The 17507-nt window shown below is 34.5% G+C and carries 25 protein-coding genes and 1 pseudogene; 22 read left to right on the forward strand and 4 right to left on the reverse strand.

The window, feature by feature from the left end; translation table 11 throughout:
- The 21 genes and pseudogenes from KQI42_RS14915 to KQI42_RS21850 all read left to right on the forward strand — a co-directional run.
- Positions 1-1227, forward strand: a 1227-nt coding sequence (locus KQI42_RS14915) for a WD40 repeat domain-containing protein (protein ID WP_216521023.1), incomplete at its 5' end; no start/stop codon positions are given.
- An 11-nt stretch (positions 1228-1238) separates the two neighbouring features.
- Entirely contained in the window at positions 1239-1547 is a 309-nt protein-coding gene (locus KQI42_RS14920; RefSeq protein ID WP_216521024.1) for a hypothetical protein, read from the forward strand.
- A gap of 1 nt (position 1548) precedes the next feature.
- Entirely contained in the window at positions 1549-1674 is a 126-nt protein-coding gene (locus KQI42_RS21450; RefSeq protein ID WP_281420470.1) for a hypothetical protein, read from the forward strand.
- Positions 1675-1729: 55 nt separating this feature from the next.
- On the forward strand, positions 1730-1951 hold the full coding sequence (locus KQI42_RS14925; protein ID WP_216521025.1) for a hypothetical protein: 222 nt from the start codon (positions 1730-1732) through the stop codon (positions 1949-1951).
- A 1-nt stretch (position 1952) separates the two neighbouring features.
- Positions 1953-2672: an N-acetylmuramoyl-L-alanine amidase family protein gene (locus KQI42_RS14930; protein ID WP_216521026.1), complete on the forward strand. Its 720-nt coding sequence runs from the start codon at positions 1953-1955 to the stop codon at positions 2670-2672.
- A gap of 1 nt (position 2673) precedes the next feature.
- Complete coding sequence (locus KQI42_RS14935) at positions 2674-3048, forward strand: hypothetical protein (protein WP_216521027.1); 375 nt, start codon at positions 2674-2676, stop codon at positions 3046-3048.
- Positions 3049-4020: 972 nt separating this feature from the next.
- Entirely contained in the window at positions 4021-4518 is a 498-nt protein-coding gene (locus KQI42_RS14940) for a Panacea domain-containing protein (RefSeq protein WP_216521028.1), read from the forward strand.
- Entirely contained in the window at positions 4496-5110 is a 615-nt protein-coding gene (locus KQI42_RS14945; RefSeq protein WP_216521029.1) for a hypothetical protein, read from the forward strand. The genes KQI42_RS14940 and KQI42_RS14945 overlap by 23 nt, the downstream gene beginning before the upstream one ends.
- A gap of 542 nt (positions 5111-5652) precedes the next feature.
- Complete coding sequence (locus tag KQI42_RS14950) at positions 5653-6744, forward strand: DUF5711 family protein (protein WP_216521030.1); 1092 nt, start codon at positions 5653-5655, stop codon at positions 6742-6744.
- Between the two features lie 110 nt (positions 6745-6854).
- Positions 6855-7484 carry a hypothetical protein gene (locus tag KQI42_RS14955; protein ID WP_216521031.1) on the forward strand — a complete coding sequence of 210 codons (630 nt, stop codon included), beginning with the start codon at positions 6855-6857 and terminating at the stop codon, positions 7482-7484.
- Positions 7485-7601: 117 nt separating this feature from the next.
- Positions 7602-7712 (forward strand): TnpV protein, encoded by a 111-nt coding sequence (locus KQI42_RS14960; RefSeq protein ID WP_216521032.1) that lies wholly within the window; start codon positions 7602-7604, stop codon positions 7710-7712.
- A 6-nt stretch (positions 7713-7718) separates the two neighbouring features.
- On the forward strand, positions 7719-7910 hold the full coding sequence (locus KQI42_RS21845) for a TnpV protein (protein ID WP_216521033.1): 192 nt from the start codon (positions 7719-7721) through the stop codon (positions 7908-7910).
- Positions 7911-8061: 151 nt separating this feature from the next.
- Entirely contained in the window at positions 8062-8244 is a 183-nt protein-coding gene (locus tag KQI42_RS14970; protein WP_216521034.1) for a helix-turn-helix domain-containing protein, read from the forward strand.
- Complete coding sequence (locus KQI42_RS14975; protein WP_216521035.1) at positions 8234-8932, forward strand: response regulator transcription factor; 699 nt, start codon at positions 8234-8236, stop codon at positions 8930-8932. The genes KQI42_RS14970 and KQI42_RS14975 overlap by 11 nt, the downstream gene beginning before the upstream one ends.
- A 3-nt stretch (positions 8933-8935) precedes the next feature.
- Entirely contained in the window at positions 8936-9859 is a 924-nt protein-coding gene (locus tag KQI42_RS14980) for a sensor histidine kinase (protein WP_216521036.1), read from the forward strand.
- 170 nt (positions 9860-10029) lie between these two features.
- Positions 10030-10812, forward strand: coding sequence for an ABC transporter permease (locus tag KQI42_RS14985; protein WP_216521037.1), 783 nt, complete (start codon positions 10030-10032; stop codon positions 10810-10812).
- A gap of 13 nt (positions 10813-10825) precedes the next feature.
- A complete protein-coding gene (locus tag KQI42_RS14990; RefSeq protein ID WP_216521038.1) occupies positions 10826-11245 on the forward strand; it encodes a DUF3887 domain-containing protein in 420 nt (139 codons plus the stop codon).
- 14 nt (positions 11246-11259) lie between these two features.
- The gene (locus tag KQI42_RS14995) at positions 11260-12183 is read left to right on the forward strand and encodes an ABC transporter ATP-binding protein (protein WP_216521039.1); all 924 of its coding nucleotides are present in this window, start codon (positions 11260-11262) and stop codon (positions 12181-12183) included.
- Positions 12176-12907 (forward strand): ABC transporter permease, encoded by a 732-nt coding sequence (locus KQI42_RS15000; RefSeq protein WP_216521040.1) that lies wholly within the window; start codon positions 12176-12178, stop codon positions 12905-12907. Before KQI42_RS14995 ends, KQI42_RS15000 begins: the two co-directional genes overlap by 8 nt.
- A 9-nt stretch (positions 12908-12916) precedes the next feature.
- A complete protein-coding gene (locus KQI42_RS15005) occupies positions 12917-13654 on the forward strand; it encodes an ABC transporter permease (RefSeq protein ID WP_216521041.1) in 738 nt (245 codons plus the stop codon).
- A gap of 304 nt (positions 13655-13958) precedes the next feature.
- Positions 13959-14150: pseudogene (locus tag KQI42_RS21850) on the forward strand (DUF4368 domain-containing protein); the annotation flags it as partial.
- A 61-nt stretch (positions 14151-14211) separates the two neighbouring features.
- Here KQI42_RS21850 and KQI42_RS15015 read toward each other — a convergent pair.
- The 4 genes from KQI42_RS15015 to KQI42_RS15030 are packed head-to-tail and all read right to left on the reverse strand — an operon-like array spanning position 14212 to position 16573.
- Complete coding sequence (locus KQI42_RS15015; RefSeq protein WP_216521042.1) at positions 14212-14586, reverse strand: SHOCT-like domain-containing protein; 375 nt, start codon at positions 14584-14586, stop codon at positions 14212-14214.
- 12 nt (positions 14587-14598) lie between these two features.
- Entirely contained in the window at positions 14599-15840 is a 1242-nt protein-coding gene (locus tag KQI42_RS15020; protein WP_216521043.1) for a DUF4097 family beta strand repeat-containing protein, read from the reverse strand.
- 11 nt (positions 15841-15851) lie between these two features.
- Positions 15852-16223: a DUF2089 domain-containing protein gene (locus KQI42_RS15025; RefSeq protein ID WP_216521044.1), complete on the reverse strand. Its 372-nt coding sequence runs from the start codon at positions 16221-16223 to the stop codon at positions 15852-15854.
- Positions 16224-16243: 20 nt separating this feature from the next.
- Positions 16244-16573, reverse strand: a complete 330-nt coding sequence (locus KQI42_RS15030; protein ID WP_216521045.1) for a hypothetical protein — start codon at positions 16571-16573, stop codon at positions 16244-16246.
- A 337-nt stretch (positions 16574-16910) separates the two neighbouring features.
- On the opposite strand from KQI42_RS15030, the gene yedF reads away from it, so the two are divergent.
- Positions 16911-17507: a sulfurtransferase-like selenium metabolism protein YedF gene (gene yedF, locus KQI42_RS15035; protein ID WP_216521046.1), complete on the forward strand. Its 597-nt coding sequence runs from the start codon at positions 16911-16913 to the stop codon at positions 17505-17507.

Consider the following 17507-nt stretch of genomic DNA (forward strand, 5'->3'; position numbering starts at 1 on the left):
GATGGCAAAAACTTATTAGAAACCTCTATCAAGTCCAAAGGTGGAAGGGTTTCTAAACAGGGTACAGTTGCTACATTTAATGAATTAGATTTAGGGATAAAGTCTATAGAAACAGATAATACGGGAGATGCCACAGCAGTAGCAGGAGATATATTAAGTGGTAAAACTGCTTATGTGAAAGGGAAGAAGTTAACAGGTACTATGCCTAATAGAGGAAGTAAAACATTCAGTCCTTCAAAATCTAAACAAACAGCAGATAGCGGATATTATAGTAGTATCACAGTGAATCCTATATCAAACGGTTACTATGGTATTGGAGACATTTTGACATCGGATAAATTTGAAGTAACAGGACCTGATCAAGTATGGTCTTTTGCGTTCCCTGTTTCAAATGAAATTGTAAATGCAGTAGCAGTTGACAACGAGGGTAACGTTTATAGTGGAGATTATGGGATAGTAAGAAAAATATCACCAAGTGGTAAACAAATATGGGTTTTTACGGGACATTCTGGTTCTGTGAATTCAGTAACAGTTGATGATGAAGGTAACGTTTATAGCGGAAGTAGTGATAGGACACTAAGAAAAATATCATCAAGTGGTAATGAAATTTGGAAGTTTACAGGTCATACCGGTTCTGTGAATTCAGTAACAGTTGATGATGAAGGTAGCGTTTATAGTGGAAGCAATGATTATACAGTAAGAAAGTTATCTCCAAGTGGTAATGAAATTTGGAAGTCAGAGCATGGAAAAACTGTATTTTCAGTAGCTGTTGATAGGAACCGCAACGTTTATAGTGGAAGTGATGATGGGATAGTAAGACGCTTGCATCCAAGTAGCGGTAATGAAATTTGGAGATTTACAGGTCATACTGATAGTGTAAGGGCATTGGCAGTTGATAATAAAGGTAACATTCGTAACATTTATAGTGGAAGTAATGATTATACTTTGAGAAAAATATCACCAGATGGTAAGGAGATTTGGAAATTTACAGGGCATACCGGTACTGTAATGGCAGTAGCGATTGATAACAATGGTAATATTTATAGCGGAAGCGGTGATAAGACAGTGAGAAGGTTATCACCAAGTGGTAAGCAAATGTGGTCTTTCATGGAACATACCCAGCCTGTATACACAGTAGCGGTTGATAATGAGAATAACATTTATAGTGGAGGCTATGATAAGACATTAAGAAAAATAAGCGATATCAAGATTAAAATAATCAGGTAGGAGGAATTGAAATGAATTATCTATTTTATGAAAAAGAAACAGACACAAGAGCAAAGGTGATGCTGATTTATTATACAGAACCACCTCAAGAACTAATGGATAGAGGGAATTATATTATGGTAGAAAACTTAATTGAGCCTAATGTAATAGAGGGGAAAACTTCACTACCTTATTGCAATCCTCAAACTGGAGAGTTTTGGTATGAATATGTAGATAGACCACTTGCAGAAGAAGAAATAAATAGTAAAAAACTAAATGAATTAGAAGGTACTATAATGGAATTAACAACTATCATAGCTCAACTACAAGGAGGTAATTAATATGACCTTTACAGAAAACAGTTATTTGGTAAAGTTTTATATAAGAAAAATTAATGAAGGTACTATAAATAAAGATGATGTACCTAGTTTATATAATTTAAAAGAAGAAGTAAATAAATTGATATAACACCTAGAAGGGTGTATTTTTATGCCCTTCTTTACTAAATTTCAGGAGGTAGGAGATGAGCAATGAGGTTACAGTAGCATTAATAACGCTAGTTGGTTCAGCTATGGGAACCATTGGGGGAATTGTAGTCACAAGTAAATTAACAAATTTTAGATTAGAACAACTAGAAAAGAAAGTAGATAAGCATAATTCAGTAGTAGAAAGAACCTTTATTTTAGAAGAGAAAATGAAGGTGGCTAATCATAGGATTGATGATCTAGAGAAAGGGAGGGGTTAATATGGTAAGGATATTATTAGCAGCAGGACATGGAGCAGGACCCGCTCATAATAGAGGGGCTATTTACTTCAATGAAGGAGATAACAATTATATTTATAGTTTAGAATTAAAAAAAGAACTAGAAACTTACGAGAATATAAAAGTAGATTTATTAAGAAAAAATATAACAGATGATCCAACTTTAGCAGATAGGGCAAAAGCAGGGCAAGGATATGACTTATACCTTTCCATACACTCAAACGCCACTACAAATGATGATGTGAGAGGTACGGAGGTATGGGATAGTGTAGAAAAACCTAATGTGACACTTGCTAAATTAATATGCGATGCTACAGCAGAAGTATTTAATCACAGAAATAGAGGTGTGAAATATAAAGAAGGGCAAAAAGGTTATAATTGGTATGGCGAACTAAGATTCAATCAAGCCAAATCTGCTATGATAGTTGAAAATGGCTTTCATACAAATAAAGAAGATTGTTTATTCTTCAAAGATAGTCATAAAAAAATTGCAGAAATACAAGCTAGAGCAATAGCAAGTTACTATAGCTTAAAGAAAAAAGCTATAAAAGAAGATAAGCCCCATTGGGCAGAAGAACATTACAACAATCTTAAAAGTAGAATCAACATTACAGACAAGCGTTTTGACGATAAAATTACACGAGGAGAAGCTATGGCTCTTGTAGATAAAGCATTAGATTATATAGAAAAGGGAGGAAAATAATATGTTAGAATTTATAAAATTAAATTTAAGTTCAATCATGGTAGCTCTAGTTATAACAATAGGGCTACTTTTTATTTATAAAAGAGGTAAGAAAGAATTTGTTAGGCAAGTAGTGTTATCTTTAGTAGTGCAAGCAGAAAAGGCTCTAGGAAGTGGAACGGGAGAACTAAAGTATATGATGGTAGTAGAGAATGTATATAAAATATTGCCACCTATATTGAAATTATTAATATCTAAAAAAGAATTGGATACACTAATAGAGGATGGGGTTGTGTATTTAAAAGAGTACTTAAAGCAGGGGAAAGACCTATTGGGGTATGAGGATGAATATAAAAAAGTTAGTTTTTCAAGTGAATTACAAAGGAAGATTCAGTAGTAAGTAAAAGGTGATAACAACGAATCATTTTAACCTCTTATTAAAGACCAGGATTAATTTCTTGGTCTTTTTTTAATCTTAAAACTAAATTTTATACTATAACGACATATTTTATTATTAGATAGCATATTTATAGTAATGAGTAGGGTGGTGGTTGTAGACATTAAAAACATGTTTCTTCTGGCACAAATACATGGGTTGTATCTTTTTCTATTTTTCTATAGGAGACGTACTATTTTTAAAAAGACAATTGTTAAAAGAACAAAAAATAAGTAACACTTTTTAAACCACATCCTTTCACTAGACCTGGATTAAGTTCCAGGTCTTATTAATTTATATTATAGTAACGTTTTTGTCAGACTGGAATATACTTATAGTAGGAGAAAACATCAAGCGACCTTAAATACTAAGAACACGTTTGTTCCTATTTGAAATATAAAAATAAGTTTTTCCCTTCTTTCTATAGGAATTGTGTCAATTATTTATGATCACCTCTTTATCAATTAGGCTAGGATTAAGTTCCTGGTCTTTTTTTATTTTTTGAAACTTTTTTATTTACATGGGACATAAATGAGCAACAAACGGGCGAACATGGGCTTTTTTTGAATCGAACATATGTTAATATACTAATACAGATTATTTTAAAAAATGTATCTTATAATTTAATATACAGAGTAAAGGGTTACAAAGAATCTCACCTGTTTTTTAGGTGAGGTTTTTATTTTTCAAGATATAAAATCCGTACTGTAACAAATAGTATTTGACCTATGTAAAATATTATTTAACTTTTGTCAAAAAAATAGAGGAGTTTCGTGTATAATGTAGAAGTATTATTAATAATGTATTGCAATTTGCAATACATTATTAATACCAGGTAAATGATAGATGTACAAACTAACACCGACCCTTTTCTCATGTTTAAGTATTACTTTATAGGCAACACTCATATTATATACAGAGAGGAGTGGTGGTATGGGCAATGTTGTTTACCTTTTTAAAGGAGGGGACAAAATGCATAAGGAGATATCTGTTTTTGATGTCGCTAGTACTTTGTTGACTTTTGAAAAGATGACAAACAAGAAACTGCAAAAATTATGTTATTACGCACAAGCTTGGCATTTAGCGGTATTTAAGGAGCCGTTGTTTGGTGAAAAGTTTGAAGCTTGGGTTCACGGACCAGTATGCAGAGAACTTTATGGTGTTTATAAGGTTTATGGCTGGAATGACATAACACAGTCACACATGGGAAGTGTTATTTGTGATGAAGAAAAATTGGAATTTTTAGAAATGATACACGACACATACGAAGATTTCGACGGAGACGAACTAGAAGCTTTAACTCATTCTGAACTTCCATGGCAAGAAGCAAGGAAAGGGCTTGAGGAATGGGAACCATCCAATGAACTTATTAGCGAAGAAACTATGAAAACATTCTATTGGAACATATATGAACAAGCACAAAACGACTAAGAAAAAATTTAATCCTAAAACCTTTAAAGCACCTAAGCCAAGTAAACCACAAAAACAAAATAAAGAATTCCCTATTCCGGAAGAAGAATTAGAAAAAATAAAAGCTTTAAGTGATCAAAAACTAGTTTTTTCTTTTAGGTTTTTAGAGTTAAACCACGAAGCTTTCAACCTTGGTGGAACATGCAATAGATGGGGAAATGATTTATTTAATTTATTTAATCAATTATCGAAAATTACAAGGAATGAATTTGTAAACGAGCTAAGAGAACACTATCGAAGTCATACTCATTGTTGGGACGAGCTTGATTACAAGTATAATTTTGATGATGATTTTTTAGAACAAATAGAATGCAGGCAGGCTAGAATTTCTACAAGCAAAGGCGGCATTCACGGATTTATTATAGGAAATAGGTTTTACATAGTTTGGTTGGATCCTCACCATAATTTGTATCCTAGTGAGCGACATGGAGGGCTAAAGATATTTCAACACCCAAATACTTGTTGTGGAGATAGAGAATTAGAGATACAAGAATTGAAATCACGAATAAAAGAATATGAGGAGCTATTAGAAATAACCACTTGTCCAAATTAAAAATATAATGGGAGGTGGTTATTTTTATATTTTATCTTTAATTTATTGTACATGAAATCTACCTAATACATTAACCTTATACAAGCTTTTATACATACATTGATAGAATTACTATACTACATACACAAAACCTTTCTATAAGCCTATACAAGCCTTAAAACAGCATATCAATTATTTTACTATATTTTAGCAGGAATTATTAATTACTTGTTAAGAATAATTTTAGGCTTGATAAATTTATTTGGATTTAAATTTATTAATTTTATGATAAGATAAAGAAAGGGACTGTTTAGTCCCTATTTTGTTTGACGTCAAAAAATCGTCAAAAATAAATAAGTTAATATGGTTTGAAATAGTATTCTTATAAAGATATAATTATTTTTTAAATGGCTACTTTACTTAATTTGATGTAAAATAATATAAAATGATTTTACTTTTCAGCTAGATTTGGATTTATTTAGTATATCAAATTTTAAATTTAATTCAATCTACTAAAGGAGTTTTTAAAAACATAAAGAATAATAGTAGTAGAGGTGGTAGCTATGGAAGAAAATAAGAAAAAAGGAAATAAAAAGTTTAAAATATTCATTATTATCTTTATTATAGCAATATTGTTTTTTTCTCAAAAAGAGAATCAAGAAAAGTTAATAGAAATTTTGAATTCCTTAAAAATTAATCAGAAGACCCTTAAATTAATAGAAAGTTTTCCTGTTGAAGAAGATGTAAAAGATTTAGATTTACATGATAAAAGTATTATGAAATGGAGAGATAATAAGTTATCTTTTTTAGAACTAGATGGAACTTTATCTTGGGAAAAAGAATTTAACCTTGAAGAACCTTATATATTTTTTGGAGAAAAGTATATTTATGGAATAGATAAAAGTTCGGGAGATATTTATTTTTTAGATAAAAAGGGAGAGACTATAAATAGAGTTCAACTTAAAACTCAGATTTTCAATATAAAGGAAAGTCATAGTAATTTAATTTCACACATAAGAAATCTAAATATGGAAAGTATAAACATATTAGATAAAGATGGCAATCTAATAGGAAATAATCTTGTGAAAGATAAAAATATATTAACCTACTCAACTAATAAAGATGGATCTAAATATGTATTGTCTTTATTAAATTTAAAAGAAGGAGCTCTTAAAAGTCAAATAGAAATATTTGATATAAACGGAGAAAAATTAGCTTCTATAGATTTAGAAAAAGAGATAGTAATTAATTCAGAGTTTACAGATAATGAAGAAGTAATAATTTTAACAGATAAAGGGCTTTATTATATTAAGGACAATAAAATCTTATGGAAGAAACAATTTGATTTAATCAAAGATATCTACTTGGACAAAGATAAAATATATGTACTTTATAGCAATTATCTAGAGAGTATATATTTCAATGGAAGAACAAAAAGTAAGATGAGTTTTTCTGAAGAGTATAAGAAGATATTATCATCAGATAAACATATTTTTCTTTATGGAGATAAGTATATAGTTGGAATTCAGGATGAAAAAGAGATACTAAAATATGAATCTGATGAAAAAATATTGGGGCTTTATGGAGCAAAATCTAATTTAATGATTTGGAATCCAAATAAAGTTAATATATTTAGTATAACAAATAAAAAGTAAGTATAAACTTTAGGCATTGAGTAGATATTTGGTTATAAGGGTATATAAAATATAAATATTAAAGTATAATATTTATAATAGGTTTTACGGACTTTATGAGGAGGGATTGTATGGAGAGAAATAATTATTCTTTTGGGGTAATCCTCATATTTATAGGTTTTATGTTTCTATTACTAAATTTAAAAGTACTTACTTTTAATTGGATTCTGTTTATTTTAGCTATTGGTTTAATAATAGGTTACTATCTAAAAGAAAATATGGGGTATTTAACTGCTGGTCTAATTTTACTTGCTATATCTTCGGTATCCTTGCTGAATGAATATGTATTTACCAGTATTAATATAAAAGGGTTTGTTTTCTTATGGATATTTGGAATCATGTCTCTGGCATTATATTCAAAGCAAAAGAGTAAAGGACTTTTAATATTTGGAGTATTGTTACCTGCTTTGGGAACTTATAATTTAATTGAGGAAATAGCTAGAACAGATGTAGGATGGGTAATGTTTCTTTTATTTGCTATAGCTTTCTATATAGCTTATGTAGTAGGCTATAGACAAGAAGGAAATGACTGGCCTAAACATTTATCAATAATCATGTTAATTATTTCAGGTTTGTTTTTGCTATCATCTAAATCTTTACTTAAATTTGGATTTTGGAAGTTCATATCTTATCTATGGCCTATTTTACTTATAGGAATTGGTATAAAGATAATATATAATGTGATAAAATTAAAAAGATAATCCCACCATTCGGTGCATGTGATAAGGAAGTAATCTCAAATAAACATTGGATAGTCGGTAAACGGTATTGTAAATAAGCTGGAAATAGCAACTACAAACGTATTGGAGGCTAAACATATGAAAGAGATTACTTATTCACAAGTTGGAGACTACCTACTGTCGGATTTAGCTTTGCCTAAAACAGAACACGCCGCAATCGGTAAATACGGTATGCTGCGCCACACTTAGCTAAAAATGCATAAGCACGAATTGTATGCAAAGCTATTGTTGTCAGGAGAATTATATACTCATCTCGCCAAAGTGGATTTACTGGCAAGGAAAATGGTTCAGGATATTGTGAATCAAGCCATTCGAAAGAGAACTTTGCCGGACGAAGTCAACCCGGCAGCTGGAATGGGCAGGCGCAATGAACGAGCTGAAGCATGAAGCAGAGGAAAGTATTTTTTAAAATATAGTATTTAGGTAGTGTTAATGTAATTAAAACAAGTGCTTATCCGATTTAGATTGGATAAGCACTTGCTTTGTCTTGTATATTTCGGATAGAAGAAATATAATAGATGTATTGGAGGGAAAGAGTATGGATTATATAACGACCAAAGACGCCGCCGCTAAATGGGGCGTTACCGATAGAATGGTGCTTTATCATTGCACCTCCGGCCGAATTGACGGAGCAATAAAGATGGGGAATACATGGCTTATTCCTAAAGATGCCGTCAAGCCGGAGGACAAGAGATACAGGAGGGAAAGACATGCCAAATAGAGTTTTAATCATAGATGATGATACAGAGCTTTGCACATTGATGAAAAAATGTGTTACGCAAGAGGAATTGGAAGCCGATATTGCCTATACCGGCAGGGCCGGGTTATCAAAAATCGCAGAACAAAATGACGCATACTGCCTTGTGATTCTGGATGTTATGCTGCCCGGTATGGACGGATTTCAGGTTTTATCGGAAATACGAAAAAGCAGTACGGTTCCCATACTTATGCTGACAGCCAAAGGCGATGAAATAGATAAAGTGACCGGCTTGCGTCTCGGCGCGGACGATTACCTGACAAAGCCGTTTAGCATCAATGAGCTAATGGCACGAATGGAATCCCTGATACGGCGATACACAACTTTTAATCAAACTGCGCCGATGGATATTCTTAACCTCAAGAACATGGTGATTGATAAGGAAAACCGGACTGTATGCGTACATGGAGAGTCGGTTGACCTTACAGGCAAAGAATTTGATTTGTTGGCGTTTCTGGCCTCCAACAAAGGGCGTGTATTTACGAAAAAACAAATCTACACGCAGGTTTGGGAGGACGAGTATGCCTTTGACGATAACAATATCATGTCCTTTATCAGTAAGCTACGGAAAAAGATTGAGCCGGATGCGGAACACCCCTTTTATATTCTGACCGTACACGGCGTTGGCTATCGCTTTAATAAGGAGGCGTAGCGCATGAATTGGACACTGATTTTTCTTTTCGCCACCCTTCTATGTATTTGTATTATTGTCTATCTCGCAACGAAGTTCTGTCGTGTAAAAGAACAGCTTTCAATTATTAAAGCTGCCTTGGAGGATATAAAAAAAGGAAACCTCAACCGACGCATCCTTACAAGAAAAAACGATATGACAAAAACGATTTGCTACAACATCAATGAAATCGCCATCAACGATCAGGCACAGCTTATCAGACTCAAACAATCGGAGCAAGCCTATAAGCGCCTCATGACAAGCCTTTCCCATGATGTCAAAACGCCCTTAACTTCCTTAGTGGGCTATTTGGAGGCCATACAGGAAAAGATTGTGACGGAAGAAGAAAAAGAGGAATATATCGGAGTAGCTTTGGACAAGGCCCACCATCTGAAGGACTTTGTTGAATCCCTGTTTGAGTGGGTAAAGCTGGATGCCAAAGAGCAGATATTCCAATTTGAAATCTGTGATTTGAATGAGCTTTCCCGCAATGTTATAGCGGACTGGATACCGACGTTAGAGGATAAGCAGTTTACTTACGAAATTGACATTCCTGATGCGGAATACAGTATACGGTTAGACCGCAATGCCTATATGCGCATACTCAACAATTTGCTTCAAAATGCACTTTTGCACAGCGGAGGCGACAGAATCGGCCTTCAAATTTCCGAGAATGAAAAGCAAGCGAATATCATCGTAACGGATAATGGCAAAGGGATACCCCAAAAGGATCTCCCGCATATTTTTGAACGGCTGTATCAAGGCGATGAATCCCGCAGGACCAGTGGAAACGGTCTTGGGCTATCCATTGTTCGGGAGCTTGTCACCGTACACGGCGGCACGATTTGCGCAGAAAGTCCCCCCCATGGCAGTACAACTTTTACTATAACACTTCCGAAGGCCCTGTGACGATACAGGGCTTTCCTAATTGGGAATACAACAAGGTTTCCGGGACCCATCCGCAACCTTTGATTGTGTTGATGGGTAGGGTCTTATTTCAAAACAAGAAACAAGCAAGATACCGGCAAGGTTTTGGCAAGGTTTCTGCACTATACTGAAAAGTGGAAAGGAGAAAAGTTATGTGGACAATTATTCAGACGGAATTAGCAAAACTGAAACGCAAAAAAATGATGCTGGGTATCTGTATTTTGACAACGCTGCTCGCTGTTTTTGCGATTGAACGTGCTTGCAGTATTTCCAGAAGCAGCAGTTATATGGATAGCTTTGGGGATTTATATACACTGGCTTTCAAAAACCTTGGGATGGTTTATCTTCCCATTGTGCTTGGCATGTTCGCAACCTCATTATTCTTCGACGAACATAAAAACGATACGCTGAAAGAATTGCTGATTATCCCTGTTTCTAAAGCACAACTATATTTTTCTAAAGTCATAACTGTATTTTTGCTGTCCTTGGGACTGTGTTTGTACACATATGCACTTACGGTATTGGGCGGATTTATCGCGGGCGGTTTTCCAGACCTGAATACGCAAACAATCTGGCAGTCGTTCATTTTATTTGCCGAAGGCGGTATTCTTGTTCCGCTTGCCATGCTGCCCATCGTTTTTTTAGCCGTGCTGGGACAAAAAAGCTATCTCCTGCCGATTGGAGCAACCCTGCTGTATCTGCTTCCCGTCATTATTCTGCCTGCCCCTCTCATGGGCATTCACCCTTTGGCAAGCGCATTATGCGTTTACAGTTTTTCATCCCCGATGGCGGCAGATATGGTATACAGCTTATCGCAGGTGACGGAGGGAATATCATCGATTCCCGGATATGGAGTATGCCTAATCAGTATGGTGGTAGTCGGCGTTATATCCAGTGTGCTTTCCGTTGTAGCACTCAAAGAACAAAACCTTTGAATGGAGGAAAATTATGAAGAAAACTTTTGTATTATTGCTATCAAGCCTAATGATATTTTCGTTATCAGCCTGCCAGAAAGCGGTTGAGCCATCGGATGCTCCTGATGAAAATGTGATTATTCAAAATGCGACGGAATATTTTGAACAGATGTGTTCCGGTGATTTTGAAACAATTTATAACGCCTTACCGGAAGGCGTGAAAAAACAGACCAAATCCGCGCAAACCATACAAGATTCCTGGGATGAGGCTGTAACAAAGGCAGGCGGATTGCCAGAGGACAGTGAACCGGAAGTGTCCTGTTATCGCCCGGAGCATACGGAACAAATACGGGTAGAGTTTGTTATTCCCTGTGAAAAGGGCGATTTTAAGGTGTTTATCAACTATGACAGCAACGGTAATTTATATAATTACGTTGTCTGGAAAAATAGCTAAGAGAGGAAATCAAAATGGATAATCTTATGATTGAAACCCGGCAGTTGACGAAGGTATATGGGGAGCAAACTGCCGTAAATAAAGTAAATCTCCATGTGCAGAAAAGCCGCATTTACGGACTGCTTGGCCGCAACGGAGCGGGTAAAACTACCGTTATGAAAATGATTTTAGGACTTACTTCCGTTACCTCCGGCGAAGCCTATGTTTTTGGTCAAAACATTAAAGGCAACGAGAAACGCATTTATCCCCGTATTGGGGCAATTATCGAAACACCCGGCTTTTATCCCAATCTGACGGGGACGGAGAATCTTCAAATTTTTGCGAAACTGCGTGGGACCTCAAAACCGAATGCAGTTAAGGAGGCTCTTGAAGTTGTCGGATTGCCTTATAAGGACAAAAAGGTGTTCAGCAAATATTCCCTTGGCATGAAGCAGCGCCTTGGAATCGCCAACGCAATCCTGCATGACCCTGAGCTTCTCATATTGGATGAACCGACAAATGGACTTGACCCTATCGGAATTGCCGAAGTCAGGAACTTCATTCGGGATTTATGTGTGGAACGGGGAAAAACAGTTTTAATTTCCAGTCATATTCTTTCTGAAATTGCGTTGCTGGCCGATGATATTGGCATTATCCATGAAGGCGTTTTGTTGGAGGAAAGCAGTTTGGCGGAGCTTCAAAAGAAAAACAGCAAGTATATCCTGCTTCAAGTTTCCGATACAGCAAAGGCTGCTTTGGTATTAGAGCGCCAATTTCATGTGAAAGAATACTCGGTGCAGGATACCCATACGCTGCGGATCTATGACACGACCCTTGACATGGCTGAAATCAACAAAACGCTAATGCTTGAGAATATTTCTGTAACCAGCTCACAGCTTTGCAATGATACTCTGGAGGATTATTTCAAAAAGGTCACGGGAGGAGAAGGCATTGCTTAACCTTGTTCAGACGGAGTTTCTAAAGCTCCGGCGCAGAAAATTTGTCTGGCTAATGCTCCTTGCCGCTTTGCTCATGTCACTTGTTGCCATATTCTATTTTGGTGCGGCAAATACAGTAGAAATCACGCCTATGCAGTTTTACAAGTGGACGGCCTTTTCCTATACGCCTTGGATTATCCTTCCCCTTGTGCTTGGAATGCTCTGCACAATGTTGATGTACGATGAAAACCAAAATGATATGCTAAAACAGCTATGGATTATCCCTGTCAGCAGGATGAGATACTTTTTCAGCAAATTTATGGTAGTCTTGTTCTATTCCATCTGTTTTATGCTACTTACTGCCGTGAGTTCCATTTCGGCGGGGGTCATACCTGGAATGATTGCGTTTACAAGCGACAGCGTTTCTTTTTTATTCATCAAGTGTTTGGAAATCGGGATTTTAACACCCTTCGCTATGATACCTGTACTTACTGTCGCTGCTTCGCAGAAGAGCTATATCTTGCCGGTATGCGTGACCATCGTTTATACATTCCTTGGTTTTATTCTGCTCATGGTGAATATGTACGTCCACCCCCTTTCAAGCACAACGGCCATTTTCATGCGGAATATTTCGGGAGTTGTTATGAAAGAGCCGGTACATTTGGGTAAATCCTTCTTATGTATTGGCATATGGGCAGCAACCTCAACGATTTGGGCTAAGGTTGCTCTTAACACAGGAAAGTAGGTGGGTGAAATGAAAACATTATTATGGGCAGAGAGATTAAAACTAAAACGCTCAAGAATTCTATGGATTGCTGTCTTTTCTGGCATCATGGTAGCAATTATCGTATTTATGCAGGGACAGTTTCAATATTACGGTCAGCGTTATGTAGACGGAGCTACATGGTATATGACCGCGACACAGTCCTTGGGGAGCTTATATGTGTTCCCGGCAATCATTGCCCTGATCGGCAGCTATATGATTTGCAGGGAGGATCAAGATGATACGATGAAATCCCTTGTCCTTGTTCCTGTCAGCGTTTCCAAATTAGTGGGGGCAAAGATGATTGTCGCAGCGGTTTTTTCCGTTGCTCTGTACGCTTTCCTGTTTGCGGTTACATTTACCGTAGAGGCGGTACTTCATATCTCTTTGCTTGATTTGGGTACGGTGCTTGGCTTCGCAAAAATATATCTCTTAGAAGGAATTGGCCTATTTCTTGCGGTATCTCCTATCATAGCTATTGTATACAGGTTAAAAAAGGGATACTGGCTTGCTCTGATATTCGCCGAAGTGTATTCGTTCCTTGGTCTTTTTGTCGGGATGCAAAGCACAATGCGCTCTATTTATCCAATCACAGCGGTCTTTTGTGTGGCAGGTTATTATGAAACAACATCTGTTCAGTTTATTGTCAGCCTGTTCAGTCTGTTAATTTGCGGAGGTTTATCGTTATTGCTTTTACACGGACTGAATAAAAAACGTGCTATTTATTAAGTGCGTCGCAAAATGTATTTGTAAGGAAACTTCACCCGCCAAATAAAAAACGTGAGTTTAGCAGGGATTTCTCCATGCTCGAACAATCTATCCCTCCAAGCTCGCTGGTTTGGAGGGTATTTCTTATGCGCTAATACGAGGACAGCGCATCTGGGCAGCTGTCCGAGGAACGCTACGAAAAGCTGTCGGCGGACTACGAGGCCGAGCAAAAGGATTTGCAGGACAGGATTGCTGATTTACAAACAGAACTGGCCGCGGAGGAACAACAAGCTGAGGACACTGGACGGTTTCTGCAACGGTCAGGAAATACACGGACATACAGGAGCTTACGTCGACAATTCTCAACGAGTTTATCTCTAAGATCATTATCCATGCACCTGACAAGAGCAGCGGGAAGCGGAAGCAAAAGATTGAAATCGTCTACAACGGCGTGGGTATCCTGGACATCCCCGAACTGACCGATGAAATGTTACGCAGAAACAGAGAAACGGCATAGCCTTCCGGCTGCACGTTCCCTGTTAATAATACTTCCTTATGAACCGCCCTCTTTGGTGGGATTATTCTATTACAATTTCAACTCTTTCTCCATTTTTGCTATCTACATCTACTATCTTTCCAGTAGCACCACCTTTGATGGCATCAAATATTTCATTCATGTCTTTTTCGCTTAAACCAGCTTCTTTAAATTCAGGAGAGAATTTTCCAGCCAATTTAACTCCTAAATTTATTAGTGTAATAGGTAAAGTTACATTAACTTTAGTATCTTCATCAGGATCGAAAACTCTAATTTTTAACCATTTGGCACTACTATTAGACTCATTGATTTCTTCTTTGTTATTCTCTAAAGCTTCTAACAATGTAATACCTTCTTCTGGAGAAACTTTGCCTTCTTGAACCATATTAAGTATTTGAATTTTTTCTTCCTTTAACATAATTTTCACCCCTTAATATATTTTTATAGAACCATTAGAAGTTGAAGCTATAAACATCAGATGATTTTCTTCTTCTTTATAGGCGATACTATGAGCAACGATTTTTCTTATGCCTAATTTAGCTTGCTTATTAATCTTATATACTAAGTTAGGTATTTCTAAGTTAATGCTTCCAAGAGATGTTTCTAAATCAAAATAACTATTTTTTTCTACTTCTCCAATATTTGAATTAATGGAAGCATTTGAAGTAATTAGTTTAATTTCTTTAATCTTTTCCTCATCAATATCATCGCAAGTAATCTTTCCATTAGAAGTAGTTAAATTTAATATTTCACAACTAATATCATTAACGTCAATAGAACTATTAGAAGTACTTCCAATAATAGATAATGAAACTACATCTTCTATAACGATTCTTCCATTTACTGTTGAAACCTCTAAGTTTGTGCTATTTATATCTCTTAAGCTAATATTTGAATTGGTACTATTTGCTTTAATATTAGGAGAAGATACATCTTTTATACTGATTTTACCATTTCTGGTTACTAATAAAACATTGTCAGCAGCAATATCTGATATACCTATTGAAGAATTAGAAGTATCACATTTTAAAGTATTTAAATTAAAATCATCAATATCTATTCTGCCGTTAGACGTGGTTAATGATATTTCTTCATATTTTTTTTCTGGTAGATAAACTTCTAGTCTTATAGAAATATTGCTAGAAAAAGCAGGGCTAAATACTATTTTATTGCCATCTTCGTAAAAATTATAAAAAGTATCATTTTCGTTTAGTTTTCCATACTTATATTGGCAAGTAACTTTAATTAATAAGTTTTCTTGGTCCCAAGAGTTAACTATTATGTTTCCATTAACACCTCTAAAATCGATAATAGGATTTTCCATATGAGAGATATCTTTTTCTAGAGTTGTATTTATTGTTTCATAATTGCTTGTGAAATTAACTGAATTTCCCATATCCTTTAGACCACTAAACATATTGGATATTTTATTTCCAATATCAGAACCAAGGGTTTCAACCTTTTTACCTTGCTCCTTAATAACTTTTTCTATTTCTTCTACTTTCTTTATTGTTTTATCCATATTTATTAATCTATCTTTCTTTTCTTCAATAGGAGTGTCGTCAGAAAAAGTAACTACCTCCTCTAAAGCTTCCATTAATTTTACAGCTTCTTCGCTTGTAATTTTGCCTTCCTCCAACATGGATAGAATCATCATTTTTTCTTCTCTCATAACAACCCCTCCTATTCCTCTCCTTTAAGAAGCTTAACTGCTTCTTCAGAAGATATTTCTCCTTTATTTAATCTTTCTAGAATCTCTTTTTTATTTACTTCAGGAACATTATACTTAGGACTATATCCTAAAGATTCAATTACATTTTCTAACTTATTTCTTACAGTAGGATAAGATATGCCTAATTCTTTTTCTATTTCCTTTATATTACCTCTGTTTTTAATAAAGACTTCTACAAAGTTCTTTTGTTCATCTGTAAGCTTACAGAATTTACAAAGGGAAAAGCTACCTTCAATACTTGTATAGCAATTATGGCAACCAAGTCTAGTTACCTCTAATTCATCCCCACATACTGGACATTTACCTAAAACTTCTCTTTTCATAAATTCACCTTCTTTATATTTTAAAGTATAGAAATCTTAACTATTGTCCCATCTCCAGTTGATATATCAACTAAATCAAAAGGACCATGTTTTTTAAATTCTTTTATTAAATCTTTTATATCTCTACTATCTAATTCTTCTAGAAATCTCTTAGAATATTCGTCTAAGCCATCGGAGTTTTTTAAAGCTATAGACTTAAACTTCATTCCAATAGAACTTAAGAAAGATATTAACCAAAAAGGTATAGCTGGTAATCTTAAATTAGAATTACTTTTTTTATCAATTACTATAATTTTAATTTTAGATGCATTTCTATTATTTCTATATATAATTTTTCCTGTCTCTTCCACCAAAACCCCTCCTTAAAAAAATATATTTTAAAATCAAAATTATTTATATAATTTAATTAGGGTATAATAAAACTTAAAGCATCTTTTATTATTCTATCTTTAACCTAATAATAATATTAAAAATTAAATATGTCAATATCGAAATTAAAAATATTAATAAATAAATTAAAAATATTAAAGCATATATTAAAAAATTAAAATCAGTATTAGATTCATACTATAAAGGTTAAATATTATCTATATAAAATTAATTATTATAACATTTATCTATAGTTTTGTTGATTATAGTGAAAAATTAGTATAATATAATTAATTGAACAAATAGGAGGTAATATTGATGAGAATAGAAGTAGATGCTAGAGGTCAAGTTTGTCCGAAACCAGTTATTATGACTAAAAAGGAATTAGATAATTTATCAGAGGGCATATTAACTACTATAGTAGATAATGAAGTGGCAAAGGAAAATGTATCAAAGTTAGCGGGAAGTCTGGGCTATGAGTTTTCTGTTGATAAGGGCAAGGATAATGAATATTATATCCATATTAAAAAAGGTGAGGTTAATGGAGAGGTAAGTGTATGTATTCCTGATACTTTTAAAGATTTAACCATTGCTATTGGTTCTAATAAAATGGGTAGTGGAGAAGAAAAATTAGGAAATATTCTTATGAAAAGTTTCATATATACAGTAAGAGAAACCACACCATATCCTTCTTCTATAGTATTATTTAATAGTGGAGTTTATTTAACTTGTGAAGGATCAGAAGTTCTTGAAGACTTAAAGGCTTTAGCTGATGAAGGTGTTGAAATTCTTTCCTGTGGAACTTGTTTAGACTATTATAATATTAAAGACAAGCTTCAAGTAGGAGGAATAACAAATATGTACTCTATTTATGAAAAAATGAGAAATGCAAATAACACTGTAAATATTGGATAG

Origin of the sequence: Tissierella simiarum (assembly GCF_018917865.1) — a bacterium.
Lineage (GTDB): Bacteria > Bacillota > Clostridia > Tissierellales > Tissierellaceae > Tissierella_C > Tissierella_C simiarum.